Genomic DNA, 17,600 nt, shown 5'->3' with positions numbered 1-17,600 from the left:
GCAAGCTGAAAAAGAAGCGGGGAGGCAATCTCGATGGATTGCCTCCCCGTGTTTTATGTTACCTATGCTACCGAAATTATCGACCTTGCTTCCGATTTTACTTGGCCTCTTTTTTCTGCTCTGGATACATCACGATCTGCGCATAATTCTGGAAGTTAAAATAGCGTTGAGCTGCCTCTTTGATCTGCGCTGGTGTAATCGCACGTATGCGTTTTTCCACCGTCAATATCGCTTCAGCTTCGGTTTTGTAATAGACGGCATTTTGCAAATGGTTCAGCCAGTTTTCATTGCTGCGCAATTCTTGCTGGTGATCTTTCAGCCAGGATTGCTTGACCTTGTTCAAATCTTCCAGCTGCGGGCCAGATTGTTGGATTTTTTTGATCTCTGCAAATAAGCCTGCAATGACCTTGTCCACATTCTCAGGGCTGCAAGGCAATTCAGCATCTATGCTGTACCTGCTTTGTGGAATACGTTCAAAAGAACCATTCAGACCACCACTGTAAATCAAGCCCTGCTTTTCGCGCAGCACATCAATGATCTTCAGGTTCAGAATGTCCACCATGGCATGGAAGCGGGCATTTTCCTCACGTGTGTAGGTTGATGGCCCGGTGAAACTCAGTACCACGGTACTCTTTTCTTCATTACCAGCACGAACTTCTTTCTTGACGATGCCTTGTACAGGATTGATATGCAAGTCCTGATACTCGGTCTTGATGTCAGTATTAGGCAGGCTGGCAAGATAAGTTGCGATCAGTGGCCTGATCTTGTCCAGTTCAAAACTGCCAACGAAAATAAAGTGCAAGTCCTTGGCGCTGCCAAAGCGGGATTGATAAATTTCTATACTGCGGTCCAGCGAAATTTTGTCAAAATCCTCGACCTTGGCCAAGTGGGCAACACGTGGATGGTCTTTATAAATAGTCGTCGTAATCGCTTCTGAGAAAATCGCTTCGGGACGCGCCCAGGTATTTCTTGCCAATTCCTTTTGCGAACTGATCAGTGACTGGAACAGGGCTTCATCCCTGCGTGGGCTGGTCATGCGCAGATACAGCAATTGCAGCATGGTTTCCACATCGTTGCTGCTGGATGCTGCACCTATGCTCTCAGAATAGTTATCCATGCTGGTTCTGACATTGGCCGACTTGCCAGCCAGGGTTTCCTGCAAGTCTTTCTGGCTAAAATTAGCCATACCCATGCCCCAGACCACAGGATTACTATAGTAGACATTAAAATAATCCGCATCAGAGAACAAGGACATGCCGCCCGCACGGCGTGCACTCATCAACACCTGGTCGTTCTTGAAGTCGGTCTTTTTTAAGGTCACTTTCACACCATTCGACAAAGTCATTTCCACCAGACCCAGCAGTTTGTTTTCTTTTTCAGAAACGATCTGTCCGGGTTTAGGAAGTGTTGTCATCAGGCTGGCACTGGCCGCTTTTTCTGTGCGGGCCTGCAATGGTTTTTGCTCTGCCAGTGCAGTCATGTTCAGTAAATCTGTTTCGCTTGGTATGGTCTCGCCAGTCTTGTTTGAACCTACGTAAAACGCCAGTCTGATACTGTCATCCGGCGTTGCTTTTTTTGCGAACTGGTTCATTTCTTCCAGCGAGATACCTTCAGCAAATTCCTTGAAATACAAGTATTCATTCTTGATGCCAGGGATAGGTTCATTGGTCAGGAAATTACGTATGTATTCAGCTGCGAACGTCGCAGAATTGGACTTGCTGCGCTCATTGAACATGCTTTCATATTCACGGGCTTCGATCTTCTTGGCACGGTCAAACTCAGCTGCTGTAAAACCAAATTGACGTATACTGTTTTTCTCCTGCATCAAGGCATCCAGCGCTGGCTGTATGCCAGCCTGTGACAACATCGCCGTTGAGATGAAGGAATCATAGCCCGGCACTACTTGCTCACTACCGGCAGATGCACCCAGGAAAGGCGGACTGGCTTGCTCAGTCAATGCTGCCAGGCGACGGTTCAGCATGGACTTGTAAAAACCGGCAATGATATCTTGCCTATAGTCGGCGATAACATCATGTGCAGGCTGTTTTGCCAGCGGGTAGCGCAGCATCAGCAAATTATTGGTGGCTTCTTTATCCGTAATCACCATCGCTTTGGAAACGGTGTTTTTGGGGATACTGATTTCTGGTCTGGCGCGGGCAGGCACAGGGTTTTTCAAGCCGGAAAAATATTTGTGTATCATCCTTTCAGCCTCTGCGGGCTGCACGTCACCAATGACGACGACTGCCATCAGGTCTGGCCTGTACCAATCCTTGTAAAAGCGGCGCAGGGCATCATGCTTGAATTGCTTGATGATGTCTTCTTTACCTATAGGCAGGCGTTCTGCGTATTTTGAACCATTGAATACCTCAGGCAAAAACTGGCGCATCATGCGGTCATTGGCACCTTTGCCCAGCCGCGCTTCTTCCAGGATAATGCCACGCTCCTTGTCGATATCAGCAGCCTTCATCTCCACGCCTTGCGCCCAGTCTGCCAATACCTGAAAGCCGGTCTTCAGATAAGCAGGTTTGTCGGTAGGAATAGGCAGGATATATACCGTCTCATCAAAGCTGGTGTAGGCATTCAGGTCGGCACCAAATTTCACGCCTATCGACTGCAGGTAAGAAATCAACTGATGTTTTTTGAAATGTTTGGAGCCATTGAAGGCCATGTGCTCAGTAAAATGCGCCAGGCCTTGCTGATCATCATCTTCCAGCACCGAACCGGCTTTCACCACCAGGCGTAATTCCACTTTCTTTTGTGGATTATCATTTTTCTGGATGTAGTAAGTCAGGCCATTTTCCAGCTTGCCCCGTTTCAAATCGGGGTTGATGGGCAGAGGATCACTCAGGCTTATTTCTGCCAATGCGGGTAAGCTTATGGCCAGCAAGAGCAGGCTGGCTACCAGCCTTTTTGCTGGAGTGGATGATTTTGCTACTGAAGTATCAAGGGTATTCGGCATAAATAGCTGAGCAGGCTGGACAAAAAATGCCAGTGTACCCTGTTGGCGGGATGCAGGTGAGGGAGGCTTTGTATCGATTTGCTACAGTTTCCCAGTTTTTAGCACGCGGCTTTCCACCTTGTGCATAGTCAGGGCTTGTCCACTTCTTCAATCTTGAATGAAATACTGCGCTCTGAGCCAGATCCGGTTTTGTTTTCTATCGGGGCTGACATCATGATGGCGTAGCTTTTTCCGGCCTCCAGATAACGTGTCAACACCGTATCTGCATAGCTATAAGAAACGCCACTGTTATACCTGAACGTAAATTTGTGTATGCCTGCAGGCAAAAACACCTGATGCAAGGTGGAATTAGCTGCGCCTGAATTTGGCAAAAATACCTTGTTATCAATCTCAGTGACTTTAAGTGCATGAGAAAACTTGATGCTCGCCATTTTTTGTGGTGGGTCAGTTTCGGCGACGCCAAGGTAATACCGGTTACCTACCGCACAGCCGCTGACAGTTATTGCCAGCAGGGTAGTTAAAATTACTTTCATATTCAATAAATTCATTTCTTTACTCTTTATCGCGATTTTCTATTTGGTCTATCATTGGCTCACAGCCTCAAGCTGTACATCCATTCGTAAGCTTGGCCCAGTTTGTGATAATGGTAGCATTGCGAGGTTTACTGCTCCAGTTCTCTTTTTTAAATTTGCAAAAAATTTTATATTTCAGGTGTGATATGCATTGGGTTATACAGCGCAGTATTTTTAAACCAGGCAATTATGATTTGCTAGTGCAAGCGCTGGACATCTTGAATGTCGAACATACCAGTGTGGCGCTCAAGCCTGGAACATATGATATGGAACCCGATGTCAGTCTGACCGGGAAAGTCTATATCTGCGGTGCTATCAAGCTCGCTAAAATAGCAAATGATCGTGGCTGGTTGCCTGGCAGTTTTTTAAATCAAAATTTCAACTTTGATGTCTGGCAACAGCATTTGGGTACAGATCTGCTTAACCACGCAGTGAGTACAGGCAAGCTGGCTGATATTGATACTACGTGCTACAAAAAATTCTTTATACGCCCGCTGGAAGACAACAAAGCCTTTGATGGTGCCGTCATCGATAATGAAATGCTGGCAGACTGGCGCAGCGATCCGGCGAAAAGTAATTTGTTGCAACTGGATGTCATGGTGTCACCAGTCAAAGATATTTACCGTGAATACCGCCTGTTTATTGTGAATGGACAAGTCATCACTGGTTCGCTCTACAAAATGGCAGGCCGACCGCACGTATCTGCCGATCTTGATGATGAGGTACTCGCTTATGCACAAACCATCATCCGCAATTGGGTACCAGCACCGGCTTTTGTCATGGATGTTTGCTTGTCTGAAGATGGCTTGAAAATGATTGAATTTAATAACATCAATAGCTCGGGATTTTATGCCTGCGATGTGTTGAAGTATGTTGATGCGATACAGCATGCCTTTGCTTAGATGGCTGACAAGCTATGGGAGTATTAACTGCCACCGCAACCTCCGCCACAGCCACCACCGCCGCAGCTTGACCCTCCGCCGTCGCAGCTGGCACTGCCAGAGTCGCAACTACTGCTGCCGCAGCTACTACCAGTGCTACCGCAAGACGAGCCGTTATTGGCAGCCTGGGCTTGTTTCTTCATTATTTCGTCATACGCCAGGGTAGAAATCAGGCCAGCAGCCAGCAACTGGGCTGCATCAAAACTTTCCGGGTAGATGGATTTGCCCACCCCTACACCGCGTGTACTCATGTTCTGGAAACCGATGCGGGCAGTAGTGCCAAAGTAAGAATAACCAAGCGGCATATGCAGTTTGCGGTCCAGGGCAAACAGGCGGGGTACTGACGAGCTGCCTGGCACGCTGCCTTCTGCCAGTTGTGCCGTGATCAGGCAGTTTGCCAATGCAGCATCCATTTCGCTGGTCATCTGTTCTGCTTCCACATGCGGTATCGTGCGTTTGAAATGTTTGAGGCAGAAGTTATCCAGGTTGATGGAAGACCAGCTGTTCCATGCATGCCAGATAGAATCTGCCGCCTTCGAGGGCAGGGCGCAGGCTTGTTTGCTACGGCTGACATAATCGAAGAACATCATCAAGCCTTCAGTCGCGCGGGCAAAAAAAATGGCATCACAAGGGATGCCGGGGAATTCATATTTTGCTTTTGCCTGCCAATGCAAGAATACGCCATTTGGAATATCAACTAACTGACGCTTGTAGTCGGAAAATTCAGTGATATTTCTCGCCCGCATCATTTGGTATTTTTGTTTTAATTTATTTAACATCGTCTTTAATCTCCTTTTCTCTTTTGTTTTAGTGATTTCATCTTAGAAGAGATTTATGACAAATGCATGACAAAAATGATGAGGGAAAATACGTATATGGTTTATCTCCGACTTAACAGAAAATTCTATCTTACGCTCTGGCTAAAACGGCGGGTGCAATGATTTTATGCGCCGGCCCGACGAACAGCATATACGCCCGCCCCAGATTATTGTGTACATGCACCACGGTGCTGAGAGCGATAAATGGCTGACCATCCCTGGTTTGCTTGGAGACCGATACCTTGACATCCAGATGCTTGTCAGAATCGCAGAGTATGACTTCTTCATCGGACTTGTACACCAGAGAAAATATCCCGGCTTTGTCACCAACCTGATAGGCTTCTGCAGGTTTGCTCTTGTTCAGTGCCTTCATCCCACCTACGTTTTTTAAACCAAATAAAACCACCACGCGATTACGTATGCCCATCATGGCATTGACCCAGTCTGGTGTTTTGGCAAAGGTATCCATATAGATTTGCATGGCGCTCAAATCCGCATGAGGGAAGGGTGTTTGAAAGCAGTCATAAAAATAAGCGCCGGGTAGATCTTCAGCGATCTTGCTGGATGTTGGAATTGCTGTTTCCATGATCTTGTTTTTCATGCTACCTGCCCTTGGTTTGCACGTATGTTCATCAATGCAATTGCTGCAGGCATGGCCAGCCAAAAACCGGACGTGGGCATCAGTATCACCGCAAAGATGCAGCAGAGCAGGAGACCCAAACCCAACATTGGGGCTTCAGTAAAATCAGGTTTGCGTTCCAGGCTGTTGATGGCCATACCCAATAGCAGGAACGGACCACCAAACAGCAAGAACCATGTCGCCGCCGACCGTAAAGGGTCACGATTGACGGTATTGAATACTCCTCGCTCCAGCATGCCCATCAAGACTGGCCCAAAGAGTAGAAAGGCTGCTATCGTGTGCAGAGCTGCAACGGCGATCAGATAACGACCTATCCAGATTTTCCGGGGTTTAGTTTGTGCTGACATGAATTGCTCCTTGCCTGGTCCAGGCTATTTCAGTGTTGACGACAGCACCCATTTTCTTGAGCATATTCATTAGCCCCAGATAAGCGCGGTCAAAATAAGGTACGTCTTCATGCCAGCCCGCCAGGATGCCCGACAGCAGCTTGCTATGTTCTGCGTTGATGGTCTTGGGGTAGGGCGATTTATTGCGGAAGTCAAACTGCTTACTTTGAAATGCTTCCATCTTCCAGGCATGCAAGTCGGCGAGTGCAGTCATGACACTATGGTCAAATTCATCTTGCGTGACTGCATCGGAAAACAGGCCCAGATCTATATATGCCAGTCGCAGAAGTCGATTGCGCTCCACTTCATTCCTCATCAACAGGGCGCGCCAGCTACGTGCCATGGCATCACAAAAGCTGAGCGAGATTTTATTGGTGCAACCAAAATCCAGTACCGCCAAACGACCGCCCGACATGAATAAGAAATTGCCAGGATGCGGGTCTGCATGCACGCGGCCCAGCTCGCAAACGCTGAACCAGAACCAGTCAAACAATAATTGCCCGTAGTGATTGCGCTGTGCCTGGTCAGGCGCTGTCGCCAGCCATGCATCCAGGTGCAGGCCATCAAGTCTCTCCATCGTCAAGACCCGCTTGCTCGACATCTCGTCCAGGCATTTGGGAATGACGATGCCCGGCAAATTTACATGCTCATGAAACCAGTTGAGCTGCATGGCCTCATGCTCATAATCAAGCTCTTCCCCCATCTTGACTTCAAGCTCGCTCATGAAGCGGTCTATGACTTCCTTGCGCGGCAAGATGGTGGTGCCCATGGCCAGGGTTTGAAAAATACCGCGCAGCATGCGCAAATCACTGCCTATGGCAGATGCGATGCCAGGGTACTGCACCTTTACCGCAAGTTGCTGGCCATCGGCCAACTGAGCGTGATGCACCTGGCCCAGGCTGGCTGCGGCAAAGGCATGTGCATCAAACTGCGCATACAGATGCTCTGGTGCCTTGCCAAATTCACGTTGAAAGACTTTATGGATCAGGGCGCGATTCAAGGGCGTGACCTGGTGGCAGCCTTTCGCCAGTTCGCGGCGTATGCCTTCCGGTAAAAAATCGGCTTCCATGCTCAGCAATTGCGACACCTTGAGTGCGCTGCCTTTTAGCTGGTTCAGCGCCTTGAAGAGTATGCGCCCCAGCTCAACTTCATGCCGTTCTTGCGCAGCCTGCTTGTCATCATCGCTGCGCAGCATTTGCCGCGCCTTGTGCCCCAGCTTGCTGGCACCAGCCTGCGCCAGTGCCAGGCCAGTGATGGCAGTTCTGCCCAGCTTGCTGGCGGGCGGTGCCTTGTTCATCGTGCATCCCCCAGGCCACGTCCTAATCCATTCTGCACGAGCTTGACCATCTCCAGCAAACCAGAACCATTTTGCATGATGCGCGACAACTGGTTGCGCAGCATGAAGCTGGCAAGTTCTGTTACTTTATTGACGATGCCGCTCTTCAAGGCCATCACCAGTATCGCCAGTGTCATGTCCACCAGTTGCGTAGTATTCGAGAATTCTTCCGAATCATCCTTGAGCCAATAAGCGATGACAGCGAACAGATAATCGCCAAACAAACCACCGATGAGGTTCTTGAAATCGCAAGGGGAGATATCGCCACGTTGTTCTGCCTCTTCCAGCAGGCTGATAATTTCCTGCTTCAGGGTTTGCTGACCTGGCATATTGTCACGCATCATCAGCAGTGGCGATTTGCCAAAGATATCTCGCGTGATTTCGACAAATTCACGGTCACCCAGCAAGAGTTCCAACAAGGCATCCACCAGCCTTTGCAGCTTTTCTTGCAGTGTAAACTCTCCCCACCCCGGTGTTTCCTGCGCCACTTCCAGCGTGATTTCTATACACAACTCATAGTAAGCCAGCAGGATTTTCTCCTTGCTGGGAAAGTATTTGTAGATCGTCGCATCACCTATACCCGCTTCACGGGCAATCTGCTTCATGGTGGCGGCGTCATAGCCTTTTTCAGTAATCAGATCAACGGCAGTACGTATCAGATTGCGCCGGGTTTGCTCTTGCTGGGATTTGGAAGTTTTCATAATCGAGACGAACTTCTATAAAAATGGTGATTGAGTTCCATTAATATATACATTGTTTCGTTAAATAACAAGGTTTACTTGTTTAATGGAGGGTTTGTATTGATTGTGGGGTGAGCGGGGCGTAGGTTGGGCCGGGCCTCGCTAGGCTACGTTTCACCAGCCCAACACTGGGCCTTTGCAAACGTAGACGTTATTTAAACGCCGAGTGTTGGGCTGATACCCCGTAGCCTAGCGAGGCCCGCCCCAACCTACGAAGGCGCAAAGACACAACTGTTTCAATCCACCACCCACCACCCCGGCAACAAAGCCCGCACATCGCTTCGCCCGAACCGGTCATCAATCAAATACACCACACCCCTGTCATCCGTCTGCCGTATCACCCGCCCGGCTGCCTGCACCACCTTTTGCAAACCAGGGTAAAGATAAGCATAGTCATACCCCGACCCAAAAATCTTGTCCATGCGCAGTTTGATCTGCTCATTGACGGGATTAAGTTGCGGCAGACCTAAGGTAGCAATGAAAGCACCAATCAGCCGCGCACCAGGCAAATCTATACCTTCACCAAATGACCCACCCAGCACAGCAAAAGCAATACCCTGGCTATCCTCAGTAAACTGCGCCAGGAACTCTTCACGATCGGCTTCATTCATACGCCGGGTTTGCAAACGCACAGGGATATCAGGATGCGCATTGATAAAGCTGCTGCTGACCTGCTCAAGATAATCAAAGCTGCTGAAGAACGCCAGATAATTGCCGGGCTGTGCATGATACTGCAGTGCCATCAGGGCGACGATAGGCGCAACAGAACGGGCGCGGTCGGCATAGCGGGTAGAGACGCTGTCCACCACATGCACCTGCAACTGATCCGCAGAGAAGGGCGATTCAACATCCACCCAGGCAGTGCCCTCAGGCATGCCCAGCGTGTCGCAATAATAATTCCAGGGGCTGAGCGTGGCCGAGAACAGCGCTGTCGTATGGCTGGCCGCAAAACGCGGTGTCAGAAAAGCCGCAGGCACGATATTGCGTATGCATAGCGTCGATGTGCCATGCGCTTTGCTGATATCAAACAGAGAATGATCAGCAAAACTTTCTGCCAACCGGTTGAACAGCAGAGCATCAAGATAAAACTGCTGCAAATCCGGTGCGAGCTGGCTGGGGTTATCAGCAAAGTAAAGACCAATTTCTGTGCATAATCGCGTCAACGCTGCCAGCAGTTTTTCTGGTATCTCTGCATAAGCCTGGTAATCAGCCTCCTGCTCTTTTTCCAGTTGCAACCATGCGCGATACAAGCTGTTCAAAGTTTTCTTGAGCGCTGGCGGTGGTGTCTTGCGCAAGCGCTTCAGGCTATCGCGCTGCAACTCCGCACTATACATCTGCCGCGCCCGCGTCACCATATTGTGCGCCTCATCGACCAGCACGGCGGCACGCCAGTTATTCACTATCGTTAAGCCATGCAGCAAAGCATAGAGATCAAAATAATAGTTATAGTCACCAATGATGACATCGGCCCAGCGCGCCATCTCTATACCCAGATAATAAGGGCAAACCTGATGTGCGAGAGCGATACTGCGCAAGCCTTCTTTGTCCAGCAATTGCTGTTCAGCAGCGGCAGCACGCGCAGCAGGCAGGCGATCATAAAAACCCTTGGCCAGTGGACAGGCATCACCATGACAAGCCGCTTCAGGGTATTCACATGCCTTGGTCTTGGCAACCAGTTCCAGCGTGCGCAAGCCCAGGCCAGGCGTACTGTTCTGGATATTGCCCAGCGCATGCAAAGCCAGTTGTCGCCCCGATGTTTTTGCTGCCAGATAAAAATCTTGTCCAGCTTATGCTCTGCTGTCGCCTTCAACAGGGGGAACAAACTGCCTATGGTCTTGCCTATGCCAGTCGGTGCTTGCGCCAGAAGGCAACAGCCGCGCGTGCTGGCCTTGTACATCGCTTCAGCCAATTGTCTTTGCCCTGGCCTGAATGTCGCATGCGGAAACGCCATGTCTGTAATAGCCAGATTCCGCGCTGTACGGTGCGCCACTTCCTGCTCCGCCCAGGCAATAAAGCGGCCACACAGCAAAGCAAAAAAATCTGCCAATTCACCTGCAGCTAAGTCCTGCTGCAGCACAGTCTCTTTCTGGCTTTGTATATTGAAGTACACCAGCGCCACACTGATCTTTTGCAAGCCCAGCTTCTGGCATAGCAAATGCCCATACACTTTGGCCTGTGCCCAATGCAGATGACGGTGGTTATCTGGCATGGCATGCAAGTCACCCAGATAGGTCTTGATCTCTTCTATCTGCTGCAAGTCGGGGTCATAGCCATCAGCACGGCCACGCACATGCAAGCCGCCATGCTGGCCTTCCAGCTTCACTTCACGCTGGTAGTTGCTGCTTCTGCGCAAGGCTACTGTTGCATGCCCGGCCATGCCTTGCTCGGCAGTGGGCGAAGGGGTAAAGCGCAAATCCAGGTCACCTTGCTTGGCCGTGAACTCGCACAAGGTACGCACGGCGACGGTATAGCTGGCTGAGCTTATTGCACTCACTGCTCAGCCTCTCGCCACTCCAGGTAACAAACCGCCACCGGCATATCATGCATGGCACAAAAATCCAGCCAGCGCTTCTGGTTATCCTGCAGTTTATCGCCAGGTCCTTTAACCTCTATCATCTGGTAGCGCTGCTCTTGCGGCCAAAACTGTATCAGGTCAGGAAAGCCATTACGGTTGGCCCTGATGTCGAGCAAGATACGCTCAAAACTATGCTTTAGATGCTGCGCCGGTATGCATGCCAGCGCCATCTCCAGCAAGTCTTCAGACAAAGTACTCCAAAACACAAAAGGCGATTGCAAGCCAGACTTGGCCGCATAATTTTGTCGCATGGTCTGGCGATAAGCGCCCGTATCAAGCTGCGCAAAACAGGCCGCAAAATCATCCGCCCGCCGCGCCTGAAAATCAACACTCAATAAATCCGCAGGCCCACGCTGGAAAGGGTGAAAAAACGCCCCCGGTATCGCCTTGAAAATCACAGGCCAGCACAACAAACCAAACAGGGAATTGATAAGCGCATTCTCCACATAAAACACTGGCGCATCATCTGTATGCAAATGATCGCGCACCACATACTCGGCCACGTAATCTTCTTGCGGAAAGGGCAGGCGCAAGGCTAGCTCTGTCGGTGGCTTGCTGGTCGCCTTGGCGGCTTTAGCCAGCCCAAGCTTGCGGGCAAGACGCGGTGCAATACGCAACATCTGCTGATGTTCAGCCTCACTCTCAGGCGCTTGCTGCGCCAGCGTCAACAAATCATACGCAGCCTGCGTCTGCTCACTTTTCTCCAGCACACGTATGGCCCGCAAGCGAGCACCAGGGTAAGTGCAGCCCGCATACACCTCCTGCGCCAGCGCCCAGTCCTTTTGCTTTTCCAGGTGCTCACCAATCTGGTACAGCAAGCGGTTACGGCGGCTGGCCAGCCAGGCATTGTCCAACTTATGCAAACAAGTGGCTGCCAGTTGTGCCAACACCTCAGGCACAGGCTGCTCCGCATGAAAAGCCTCGCGGCAGGCATGCAAAGCCAGATAAGCGTCGATATCCGCCCGCTTGCCAAAGCCACGCGAGGCAGCAGAAAACTCCACCTTCTCATACTGGAAAATACCCAGGTCAGACAACACAAACTCAGACCAGTCCTGATACAGATTGCCAAAAAACAGCAAGCGCAAACGGTCACACACATCCTTGTTCACAACCTGATAAGCCATATCATCCACTGCACCCATAGCGCCCGCACACCAGGCAGAAAAAGCCTGGCTACCCGTATGCCGCAAGCTAAACAAACCCAGTTGCTCAGCCTTGGACAATTTCTTTTCAGCAGGCATCATCGCCAGCACCAGCGCCAGCTCAGGCTTTTGCAACAAATCAAACAAGCCAGCAATATCGACAACAGGATCAGCCTGCACCCAGCCTACATCCACCAACGCCTGCATGGCCGCACAAGTCTCACCAATCTCCGCATACACCAGCTTGCTGGCCCTGAACACGCAACCCTTGCGCATCACCATCCGCACAAACAAAGCCCGCGACGCCTGCGGCAGCCTGCCAAACTGAGCTATAAACGCCTGCTCGTCATCAGCCAACAAATCCGCATAACGCCCACCCACCCAGTCCAGCACAGCCTGGAAGTTTTCAAGGTAGTAAAAAGGATTATCCAGATTGGCAAGCATGGGGTAGGGGGGGCGTTTAAATAACTGTATATGCATACAGTTTAACGCAATGTAGCTTGAAGGGTAAACGAGAACTGCGTCCAATTCCGTCTGTATTGAAGCTGCAACGGTTAAAATACCGCTATAACACCCTCCACTTCAAGGGGATATTTGTGGGAATTCGCAAAACATGTTTTGCGCCACAAATATCTAAGCTGCATACTTGCAGCGCAGTGGAAGACAGGGATGGGGATGGGGATGGGTTTCAGTCGAGCACCCAAGCAGCAATTTTGCTAACTACCCCACCCAAAACCCGCAAAGAAGACAAAAATGAACAAAGCCGAAGCCATCCAAATCGCCAACGATTCCCTGCAAGCCAACGTCCTCAACGAAGGCAACACCCAATTCTCCCAAGTCGTCCGCTACGGCAACGACGAAGGCTGGTGGCTCAACATCCCCCTGACCAATTTCAGAAAAGAAAACCACTTCCTCATCTGCAGCGAAAAAGCCAAAATCATCCGCCACCTGATGATCAAAGCCAACAACATCTTAAGCCCCGCCACCAAGTTCCGCGTCAAGGACGGCATCGCCGACATCTTCATCTCATCCGCCAACCCCAAACGCCTGACTGATGTGCTGCAAGGCGGCAGCAAGTACAGCTTTAATAAACATTTGGTGGATGAGCATAGGTATTGAGTTATTGGCGCTTCGCTCTGATAATGCGTCAATTACTACTTTAAATAACAACAAAATAAAATGAGTGAAATCAGCTTATTTCGCCTGAGCGATGGCAAAGCCACCATGTTGCAAGGTGATGCATCTGGCCTTGAACGACCCCTGCAGACCCTGATAGAAAATAACCTGAGCAACCTGCTGCGCATACGTTTTCTGGCATCTGAATACAGCACCGGTAAAACACATGGCGGACGTATAGACACGCTAGGTCTGGATGAAAACGCCTGCCCAGTGATTTTGGAATACAAGCGTTCTGTGTCCGAGAACGTCATCAATCAAGGCCTGTATTATCTTGATTGGTTGATGGATCACCAGGCAGAGTTCCAGCTATTGGTCGCCAAAAAATTGGGTGATACTGCCGCTGCCGGCATAGACTGGAGCGCCCCACGCCTGGTGTGCATAGCCGCTGACTTTACCAAGTTTGATGCACATGCAGTACAACAGATAGATCGCAATATTGAGCTAATACGCTATCGCCTATTTGGTGAAGATTTACTGTTATTGGAACAAGCCAACGGTGGCAGCAATCCCACTCCTAAAACGATCAACAAGTCTATCAGCGAGCTTAGTCCTGCCAATCGATCCAGAAGTGGCGATAAATCATACGCAGAATGGCTGCATGAATTGTCACCACATTTACGGGAATTATTGACGACAGTCGAAGACTTCATTGCATCACTCGGTGATGACGTAGAGCGAAAAGAACTCAAGCTATATGCAGCGTTCAAGCGCTTGAAAAATTTTGCCACTGTCGTTCTGCAAAAGAATCGCATCGTGCTGTATTTGCATATCGACCCAGCGCAGTTTGCTGTCATACCTGCTAATTGCAGGAATGTGAGTAATAGCGGCCACTGGGGAACTGGCGATTTGGAAGTGTCGGTTGCAAATAGCGATGACTTTGAAAATGCTAAGCAGCTTATATTGCAGGCGTATGAGGGTAGGGTGACTAAACCTTTTTGATTCAGTTCATCAGCGCAATTTCTCTCCGCGATGTGGAGAGAATTGGGAACTCACGGCGCTGGTCGCGTCAATAAATCAAAAATCACTTTCGCAAAACCAGCATTGCGTTTAGGGTCAGACAGTAGCTGCATCATTTGATTTTGATGCACTTCGCTGCTGTCCAAAATTGCGTCATCTACTGCCTTGGAAAAATCACCCAGCATGGCTTGTTCTGCGCTGTTGTTGGCGATTTGTTGCATGACGATAGCATTTTCCCTGACCTTGTCGCTGATGGTATAGGCGTAATTGACCATATCCTGGTCACTCAACTGGTCAGTGATGAACAGCTCATTGAGTCTATGCACTATCTGCGACAAGAATTCGGTTTTCTTGTCCTTGGCCTTGGCGGTGCCTGCGCCTTCACCCGGCAACAGTTGATATTCTTCCTGATCCTCTTTCAGCATCAAATGCTGCTGGCGGATTTTGGATACGCGATAGTGGCTCAAAGAGATAGTCGATAAATCGATATCGTCTTCGTCGATGATGGTTTCTCGCAGCATGGGGCGCAGGTTGCGGGCGTACAGGCTGAGTTTTTCCAAATCCTTGTCGTCATAATCAACGATTTGCGACATGAATTCATAAAAGCGCACGAAAGTACCCAGGTCTTTTTTGAAAATCTCCAGCGCATCCCTGGCTTTTTTGCAGTCTTTGAGACTGTTCTCCGCATTGGCAATCAGTACCGCGTCGTTGAATTTCTTTGTGCGTTCAAACATGTCCTTGGCTTGCTTGTAAGCCTCTACCGCATGCTTATAGCGCTTTTGCCAGCGCTCTACGGCGGGTTTGCAGATGTTGGCAATGGCGGCATTGCTCTTGCTTTGCACAAAGAAGGCTTTGCAGAATTGTTCTACCTCTGCCCAGTAGAAAATATCCGCAGTGCGCAATTTATCAAACAGGTCAAAAATCAGGTTGGGGTTGGATACGTCTGCCAGTTCTGCCGTCTGAAAATAAGGCTGGAAAGAGGACAGAATATCTTCAGGCTCATTAAAAAAATCCAGTACAAACGTGCCCGTCTCTTTTTTGCCGGGGTAAGTGCGGTTCAGGCGCGACAGGGTTTGCACACATTCCACGCCGCCCAGCTTTTTATCCACATACATGGCGCACAGCTTGGGTTGGTCAAAACCTGTTTGAAACTTGTTGGCGACGATCATGAGCTGATAATCATCCGTATCAAAAGCCTTGCGCATATCGCGGCCTTTTAGGGCCGGGTTCATATTTGATTCTGTGAATTTTTGGTCCAACAAGGCTTCAACATTCGGGTCTTTGTCGTTAAATTCTACCTCGCCAGAAAATGCCACCATCGCCCTTATCTTTTGATAGGCAGGTTCGCTCTCACTTTTCTTTGCAATATAAGCGTCAAAAGATTTTTTATAGCGCACGGCTTCTTTGCGTGAGCTGGTCACCACCATGGCCTTGGCCTGCCCACCCAATAAGCCCATGATATGCGTTTTGAAATGTTCAACGATGATCATGACCTTTTGGCTGATATTGTGATCATGCAGGCGCACCCACTGGTTGAGCCTGACTGTGGCTTTCTTGCTTTCCACCTGTTGATCAGCATCGTTGATACGCATTGCCAGGTTGTAGGCCACCTTGTAATTGGTGTAGTTCTGCAATACATCCAGGATGAAACCCTCTTCTATCGCCTGGCGCATGCTGTACACATGAAAGGCCGCTGGCTTATTGGTTTTTGAAGCCTGTTCTTCAGGGCGAGGGCGGCGGCCAAATAATTCCAGTGTCTTGGTTTTTGGTGTCGCAGTAAACGCCAGATAGCTCAGGTTCTTGGAGGCGCGGCGTGAGGCAACCGCAGCGTCGATAATATCGTCAGAAGTGATTTCATCTTCATCACTGGCGCTGCCATCCACCATCAAGACTTCTTTTAACTTCCGCGCTGTTGAGCCAGTTTGTGAGGAATGCGCCTCATCAGCAATGACTACATAATTACGCTCTTTCAGGCTCACACTGTTTTCTATCGCCTGCAAAACAAAAGGGAAGGTCTGTATCGTCACGATAATAATCGGCTGTGAGCTTTCTAAAGCCTTGGCCAATTTTTCTGATTTGGAACCATCACCCTCCTGGTTATTGATGCGACCAACTACGCCGTCGGTGTGTTCAAATTGGGCAATCGTGTCTTGTAATTGCGCATCCAGAACAGTACGGTCTGTCACTACAATCACAGAATGAAATTGCTTGTTGCCCCGCTCATCATACAAAGACGATAACTGGTGCGCCACCCAGGCGATGGAATTGGATTTGCCAGACCCCGCGCTGTGCTGTATCAGGTATTTATGCCCCGGCCCCTCAGTACGAGCTGCATCCAATAATTTATTCACCACATCCCACTGGTGATATCGCGGGAAGATCAGGCTTTCTTTTTTATACTTGCGGCCTTCCCAGTCTTCTTTTTCTTCTATCTGCAAATGCACATAGCCGCCCAAAATCTTCAGCAGATTGTCTGGCAATAAAACTTCATTCCATAAATAGTCGGTGGCATACTGCGTGACATCTTCAGGCACATCATTACCAGCGCCACCATCATGCGTACCCTTGTTAAAAGGTAAGAAGAAAGTATCTTCACCTTCCAGCCGGGTCGTCATGTAGACTTCGTACTGGCTCACCGCAAAGTGCACCAGCGCACCACGCTTGAAAGTCAGCAGTGGTTCAGGCTTTTTGGTGACAGGGTCAATGGGCAAGCGCGTTGTGCGATACTGGCGCATGGCATTGTGTACCGCCTGCTTAAATTCAGACTTCAATTCCAAAGTCGCAACCGGTATGCCATTGACGAACAAGACCAGATCAATGCGCCAGGCCTTGGCTTTTACACTGCTTGCCTCATCCGTACCCGTAGCGCCGTCATTCCCGCGCATGCGGGAATCCAGTGGCGCACCATCAACGTCCTTCACCCAAGGGCTGTAAACCAACTCCGGCACCACACGCAAACGATTCTGCTTATAACGCGCCAAAGTATCGGGGTTCAAGTCATGTTCAGGCGCAAACTGACAAAGCGAAAAGCGTGTACCACGGTCTTTAAGCTCATGCCGCAAGACACCCAGCGTGCCAAAGGTACGCATCTCTTTATTCGCCGCATTGGGGTCAGCCTTGTTGAGCTGCTGCGCCAGTCGTTCCAGGAATTTTTGCTCAGGCTGCACTGTGTACAAGGTACAAAACTTTTGCCATTGCTCATCTTGCGTGTCCTTGACAAAACCCAGCACGTCATCAGGATACAAAGCCAGTTCGCGGTTGTAATGCTCCGCCTTGCCGAGCAGCCAGCCATTGGCCACGAGCTGGCGTATCATGTCGTTTTGGAAGGTCAGTTCGTTGGCTTTGCTCATAAAGA

12 protein-coding genes and 1 pseudogene are annotated in these 17,600 nt (G+C 49.8%); 3 read left to right on the top strand and 10 right to left on the bottom strand.

Going from position 1 to position 17,600, the window contains the following annotated elements:
* Window positions 1-97: 97 nt before the first annotated feature.
* Window positions 98-2,959 (bottom strand): M16 family metallopeptidase, encoded by a 2,862-nt coding sequence (locus tag AC07OI_RS28335; protein ID WP_495259468.1) that lies wholly within the window; start codon window positions 2,957-2,959, stop codon window positions 98-100.
* Between the two features lie 128 nt (window positions 2,960-3,087).
* Window positions 3,088-3,492, bottom strand: a complete 405-nt coding sequence (locus AC07OI_RS28330) for a hypothetical protein (protein WP_495259467.1) — start codon at window positions 3,490-3,492, stop codon at window positions 3,088-3,090.
* 185 nt (window positions 3,493-3,677) lie between these two features.
* On the opposite strand from AC07OI_RS28330, the gene AC07OI_RS28325 reads away from it, so the two are divergent.
* Window positions 3,678-4,433 (top strand): ATP-grasp domain-containing protein, encoded by a 756-nt coding sequence (locus tag AC07OI_RS28325; RefSeq protein ID WP_492708377.1) that lies wholly within the window; start codon window positions 3,678-3,680, stop codon window positions 4,431-4,433.
* A gap of 23 nt (window positions 4,434-4,456) precedes the next feature.
* Here the strand turns inward: AC07OI_RS28325 and AC07OI_RS28320 are convergent, their stop codons facing one another.
* The 7 genes and pseudogenes from AC07OI_RS28320 to AC07OI_RS28290 form a co-directional block, all read right to left on the bottom strand.
* Window positions 4,457-5,251, bottom strand: a complete 795-nt coding sequence (locus AC07OI_RS28320; RefSeq protein WP_492708375.1) for a UCP032817 domain-containing protein — start codon at window positions 5,249-5,251, stop codon at window positions 4,457-4,459.
* Window positions 5,252-5,381: 130 nt separating this feature from the next.
* On the bottom strand, window positions 5,382-5,891 hold the full coding sequence (locus tag AC07OI_RS28315; protein ID WP_492708373.1) for a DUF2867 domain-containing protein: 510 nt from the start codon (window positions 5,889-5,891) through the stop codon (window positions 5,382-5,384).
* On the bottom strand, window positions 5,888-6,277 hold the full coding sequence (locus AC07OI_RS28310; protein ID WP_495259466.1) for a DUF6463 family protein: 390 nt from the start codon (window positions 6,275-6,277) through the stop codon (window positions 5,888-5,890). The genes AC07OI_RS28315 and AC07OI_RS28310 overlap by 4 nt, the downstream gene beginning before the upstream one ends.
* Complete coding sequence (locus tag AC07OI_RS28305; RefSeq protein WP_495259465.1) at window positions 6,261-7,613, bottom strand: ABC1 kinase family protein; 1,353 nt, start codon at window positions 7,611-7,613, stop codon at window positions 6,261-6,263. Before AC07OI_RS28305 ends, AC07OI_RS28310 begins: the two co-directional genes overlap by 17 nt.
* Window positions 7,610-8,353: a TetR/AcrR family transcriptional regulator gene (locus tag AC07OI_RS28300; protein ID WP_495259464.1), complete on the bottom strand. Its 744-nt coding sequence runs from the start codon at window positions 8,351-8,353 to the stop codon at window positions 7,610-7,612. The genes AC07OI_RS28305 and AC07OI_RS28300 overlap by 4 nt, the downstream gene beginning before the upstream one ends.
* Before the next feature lie 275 nt (window positions 8,354-8,628).
* Window positions 8,629-10,877: pseudogene (locus AC07OI_RS28295) on the bottom strand (ATP-dependent DNA helicase).
* A gap of 5 nt (window positions 10,878-10,882) precedes the next feature.
* Window positions 10,883-12,589, bottom strand: coding sequence for a VRR-NUC domain-containing protein (locus AC07OI_RS28290; protein WP_495259463.1), 1,707 nt, complete (start codon window positions 12,587-12,589; stop codon window positions 10,883-10,885).
* 273 nt (window positions 12,590-12,862) lie between these two features.
* Here AC07OI_RS28290 and AC07OI_RS28285 point away from each other — a divergent pair, with 273 nt between their 5' ends.
* Both AC07OI_RS28285 and AC07OI_RS28280 read left to right on the top strand, forming a co-directional pair.
* A complete protein-coding gene (locus AC07OI_RS28285; protein ID WP_110257271.1) occupies window positions 12,863-13,228 on the top strand; it encodes a hypothetical protein in 366 nt (121 codons plus the stop codon).
* A 60-nt stretch (window positions 13,229-13,288) separates the two neighbouring features.
* On the top strand, window positions 13,289-14,227 hold the full coding sequence (locus tag AC07OI_RS28280; RefSeq protein ID WP_495259462.1) for a DUF5655 domain-containing protein: 939 nt from the start codon (window positions 13,289-13,291) through the stop codon (window positions 14,225-14,227).
* A 50-nt stretch (window positions 14,228-14,277) separates the two neighbouring features.
* On the opposite strand, the gene AC07OI_RS28275 is transcribed toward AC07OI_RS28280, so the two are convergent.
* The gene (locus tag AC07OI_RS28275; RefSeq protein ID WP_495259461.1) at window positions 14,278-17,595 is read right to left on the bottom strand and encodes a type I restriction endonuclease subunit R; all 3,318 of its coding nucleotides are present in this window, start codon (window positions 17,593-17,595) and stop codon (window positions 14,278-14,280) included.
* Window positions 17,596-17,600 lie beyond the last annotated feature (5 nt).

The organism is Undibacterium sp. GW821-FHT07F11 (genome assembly GCF_059418665.1).
Note: the sequence above shows the minus strand (reverse complement) of the source record. Positions and strands in the feature narration are given on the sequence as shown.

Bases quoted from the DNA above. Each gene is read 5' to 3' on its own strand.
- AC07OI_RS28275 (WP_495259461.1), bottom strand. From the start codon at position 17,595: ATGAGCAAAGCCAACGAACTGACCTTCCAAAACGACATGATACGCCAG.
- AC07OI_RS28305 (WP_495259465.1), bottom strand. From the start codon at position 7,613: ATGAACAAGGCACCGCCCGCCAGCAAGCTGGGCAGAACTGCCATCACT.
- AC07OI_RS28320 (WP_492708375.1), bottom strand. From the start codon at position 5,251: ATGTTAAATAAATTAAAACAAAAATACCAAATGATGCGGGCGAGAAAT.
- AC07OI_RS28325 (WP_492708377.1), top strand. From the start codon at position 3,678: ATGCATTGGGTTATACAGCGCAGTATTTTTAAACCAGGCAATTATGAT.
- AC07OI_RS28330 (WP_495259467.1), bottom strand. From the start codon at position 3,492: ATGAAAGTAATTTTAACTACCCTGCTGGCAATAACTGTCAGCGGCTGT.
- AC07OI_RS28315 (WP_492708373.1), bottom strand. From the start codon at position 5,891: ATGAAAAACAAGATCATGGAAACAGCAATTCCAACATCCAGCAAGATC.
- AC07OI_RS28285 (WP_110257271.1), top strand. From the start codon at position 12,863: ATGAACAAAGCCGAAGCCATCCAAATCGCCAACGATTCCCTGCAAGCC.
- AC07OI_RS28335 (WP_495259468.1), bottom strand. From the start codon at position 2,959: ATGCCGAATACCCTTGATACTTCAGTAGCAAAATCATCCACTCCAGCA.
- AC07OI_RS28310 (WP_495259466.1), bottom strand. From the start codon at position 6,277: ATGTCAGCACAAACTAAACCCCGGAAAATCTGGATAGGTCGTTATCTG.
- AC07OI_RS28290 (WP_495259463.1), bottom strand. From the start codon at position 12,589: ATGCATATACAGTTATTTAAACGCCCCCCCTACCCCATGCTTGCCAAT.
- AC07OI_RS28280 (WP_495259462.1), top strand. From the start codon at position 13,289: ATGAGTGAAATCAGCTTATTTCGCCTGAGCGATGGCAAAGCCACCATG.
- AC07OI_RS28300 (WP_495259464.1), bottom strand. From the start codon at position 8,353: ATGAAAACTTCCAAATCCCAGCAAGAGCAAACCCGGCGCAATCTGATA.